The 3,555-nt window shown below is 63.0% G+C and carries 2 protein-coding genes and 2 pseudogenes; 3 read left to right on the forward strand and 1 reads right to left on the reverse strand.

Annotated features, from left to right (window positions below; all coding sequences use genetic code 11):
- Positions 1-78 precede the first annotated feature (78 nt).
- A pseudogene (locus tag AVT10_RS15390) lies at positions 79-552 on the reverse strand (IS481 family transposase); the annotation flags it as partial.
- A 243-nt stretch (positions 553-795) separates the two neighbouring features.
- Here AVT10_RS15390 and rfbC point away from each other — a divergent pair.
- The 3 genes and pseudogenes from rfbC (at position 796) to rfbD (ending at position 3,352) form a co-directional block, all read left to right on the forward strand.
- Positions 796-1,371 carry a dTDP-4-dehydrorhamnose 3,5-epimerase gene (gene rfbC / locus AVT10_RS15395; RefSeq protein ID WP_066693446.1) on the forward strand — a complete coding sequence of 192 codons (576 nt, stop codon included), beginning with the start codon at positions 796-798 and terminating at the stop codon, positions 1,369-1,371.
- A gap of 12 nt (positions 1,372-1,383) precedes the next feature.
- Positions 1,384-2,433, forward strand: a pseudogene (rfbB, locus tag AVT10_RS15400) (dTDP-glucose 4,6-dehydratase).
- A 31-nt stretch (positions 2,434-2,464) separates the two neighbouring features.
- Entirely contained in the window at positions 2,465-3,352 is an 888-nt protein-coding gene (rfbD, locus tag AVT10_RS15405; protein ID WP_066693453.1) for a dTDP-4-dehydrorhamnose reductase, read from the forward strand.
- Positions 3,353-3,555 lie beyond the last annotated feature (203 nt).

Genomic DNA, 3,555 nt, shown 5'->3' on the forward strand with positions numbered 1-3,555 from the left:
CAGCCAAGTGGTCCAGGAACGGGTAGCAGCTCAATACCGGTCAGTCTCTGGTTGCCGCTGGATGAAAGGCGGGGGTCACGTCAGGTCGATGCCGACGAACAGGTACAGCTTGCCTTCGGCGGTCTGCACCTCAGCAATATCGATGTGGAAGAAGCCAATCGGGTAGCGCTCGAAGCGCTGCCGCTTTGGCTTGTCGCCTTCGGCATCGGGCAGACGGGAGATGCCGTGCCGCTGAAGGCAACGATGCAGCGCTGACCGGGTCAGGTGCGGCATTGATGGCTGCAACGCATAGAGGCAGTCGTCGAGCGGCAGCAGTGTGTGGCGACGGAACGCCACAACCATCGCCTCTTCAGCCTCGGACAAGGTCGTTGAATGAGGGGCCTTTGGCCCGGTCTTCAGGTCCTCGACCGTCGCCCTCTTGCGCCACTTCGCGACCGTCTTCGGGTTGATCCCCAACTCACGGCTCAGCGTCGCGAGCGAAGCTTGCGATCGCTGTATTGCTGCTCGGACGGCGTGCGTGGTCGTGGCGCACCCATGACGTACCTGCCCCATACGGCCTCCTTCCATTCCAACGAAAGGATCGCACCATCAAACCGTGGGATCAAACACCTAGCGCCCAGATGCGCGCGTAGTAGTGATTCATCTGTCCATCTAGATAAAATTATAATTTACAATAATTTCCCCGACGTATCTTCAAACAATTCTCACACTATTCGCAAATAGAATTATAATTATGTTGTTTTTAGATAATTTTGTATCCGTGGCTGATCAGTTAATTTTTTAGGCAGGTGGCAGATGATACATGACGGGGATGAAGTTGTTCGGGTCATCCGCCCCAAACGCCACAGTGACACTCGGGGCTGGTTCGCCGAAATCTACAACCGAGACACTTTTGCCGCGCTCGGCATCGACTGCACCTTCGTACAGGACAACCATTCCTATTCGGCACCCGCCTTCACCCTGCGCGGTCTTCATTTCCAGACGCCGCCCAAGGGGCAGGACAAGCTGGTCCGCTGCATCCGCGGGCGGATCTTCGACGTCGCGGTCGACGTGCGGCGCGGCTCGCCGACCTATGGGCAGTGGGTTGGAGCGGAACTCAGCGCCGAGAACGGGCATCAGTTGTTCATTCCGATCGGCTTCGCGCACGGCTTCGTGACACTCGAGCCCGATTGCGAAGTCACCTACAAATGCTCGGACACCTATGCCCCAGCATACGACGGCGGCATCCGCTGGGACAGCGTCGGCATCGACTGGCCGATGCCCGAAGGGACAATCCCCGAGCTGAGCGACAAGGACAAGGTGCAGCCGACGCTGGCCGCGTTCGACAGCCCATTCGCCTATGACGGCCGCCCGCTGGCCCCGCTTTCCTAAGAAGGACATCCCATGCGCATCTTCGTCACCGGCGGCGCCGGCTTCATCGGTTCGGCCCTCGTCCGGCACCTGATCGAGAACACGGATCACACGGTCCTGAACTTCGACAAGCTGACCTATGCGGGCACGCTGACCACGGTCGAGCGCGTGGCGGACAGCGACCGCTACCAGTTCGTTCAGGGCGACATCTGCGACGCCGATGCGGTCCGCGCGGCGATCACCGCGTTCAAGCCCGACGTCGTCACCCATCTGGCCGCCGAGAGCCATGTCGACCGCTCGATCGACGGCCCTGGCGCGTTCATCCAGACCAATGTCGTCGGCACCTTCGTGATGCTGTCCGAGACGCGCGCCTATTGGCTCGGCCTCGACGATGCGGCCAAGGCGGCGTTTCGCTTCCATCATATCTCGACCGACGAGGTGTATGGGATGCTGGGCGATACCGGCCTGTTCACCGAGGACACGCCCTACGACCCGCGCTCGCCCTATTCGGCGTCGAAGGCCGGGTCGGACCATCTGGTCAGCGCATGGGGCCATACCTTCGGGCTGCCGGTGCTCATCACCAACTGCTCGAACAACTACGGACCGTATCACTTTCCCGAGAAGCTGATCTCGCTGATGATCGCCAAGGCACTGGATGGCTAGCCGCTGCCGATCTACGGCAAGGGCGATCAGGTCCGCGACTGGCTCTATGTCGAGGACCACGTCCGCGCATTGCAGGCGGTGTTCGAGCGTGGGCAGGTCGGGTGGACCTACAATGTTGGCGGGCACAACGAGCGCCAGAACATCGAGGTCGTGAAGACGCTCTGTGCGATCCTCGACGAACTGCATCCGCGCGCCGACGGCAAGGGTTACGCCGAGCAGATGATTGAGGTCGCCGACCGCCCCGGCCACGACAAGCGCTATGCGATCGACGCCGCGCGCATCAGTGAGGAACTGGGCTGGCACCCGGCTGAGACGTTCGAGACCGGCATCCGCAAGACCGTCGAATGGTATCTGGCGAACGAGGCATGGTGGCGGCCGCTGGTCGCGGCCAAGGCGTCGCAGCGGCGTGGTGTCGCCTGATGCGTCGACCTGTCGACATGTCGGGTGCGCTGTGAAGGCGATTCTCGTTGCCGGGGCCAACGGCCAGCTGGGCCATGAACTGGCGCGCATCCCCTGCCCCACCGGGTACGAGGTCGTCGCGCTCGACCGTGCCGCGCTCGACCTGACCGATCCGGCAGCGATCGCCGCGATGGTAGCGTCGCGCGACTGGGCGGCGGTCATCAACGGTGCAGCCTATACCGCGGTCGACAAGGCTGAAAGTGACGTGGTCGCGGCATGGCAGGTGAACGCGCTGGCGCCGGCCGCCTTCGCGCAAGGCTGTGCGGCGGCGAACATCCCGCTGGTGCAAGTGTCGACCGATTACGTCTTCGCCGGCGACAAGCAAGGCGCGTGGGAGGTGACCGATCCGGTCGCGCCGCTTGGCGTCTATGGCGCTTCGAGGCTGGGCGGCGAGCTGGCGGTGCGGACCGCAGGCGTACGCCACGCGATCGTGCGCACCGCCTGGGTCGTATCGGCACATGGCAACAACTTCGTGAAGACGATGCTGCGCGTCGGTGCGACCCGCGATACATTGTCGGTGGTCGACGACCAGATCGGCAGCCCGACCAGCGCCGCCGATCTGGCGCAGGCGCTACTGACGATCGCGGTGCGCCTTGCCGAGGACGCCGATGCCCCGACCGGCACCTTCCACTTCAGCAATGCCGGCGCGGTCAGCTGGGCGGGTTTTGCACGCGAAATCTCTGCGCAATCAGGTGTGCGCGGCGGTGCTGCCGCCGCTGTCGTGCCGATTCCCAGCAGCGATTATCCGACACCGGCCAAGCGCCCGTCGAACTCGCTGCTTAGCCACAGCGCCATCCACGCCGCCTACGGCATCGAACCGCGCCCCTGGCAGGCGGCGCTCAGCGACATTCTCGACGAACTGATCGGACAAAACGCATGAAGGGCATTATTCTCGCCGGCGGCTCGGGCAAGCGGCTTCACCCGCGCGACAGCCGGGTGCGGCGCAGCGCTTCGCCGAATTGGCCCGGGGTGCGGGCAAGCTGGGACATGAGACGGCTATACGCTATCCCGCATATTCCGGCAATATACTAACTGGCGTATATTACTGGAATATACGCTCTCATGACTGCCATCCGAGACGCT

The organism is Sphingomonas hankookensis (assembly GCF_001619955.1).
Lineage (GTDB): Bacteria > Pseudomonadota > Alphaproteobacteria > Sphingomonadales > Sphingomonadaceae > Sphingomonas > Sphingomonas hankookensis_A.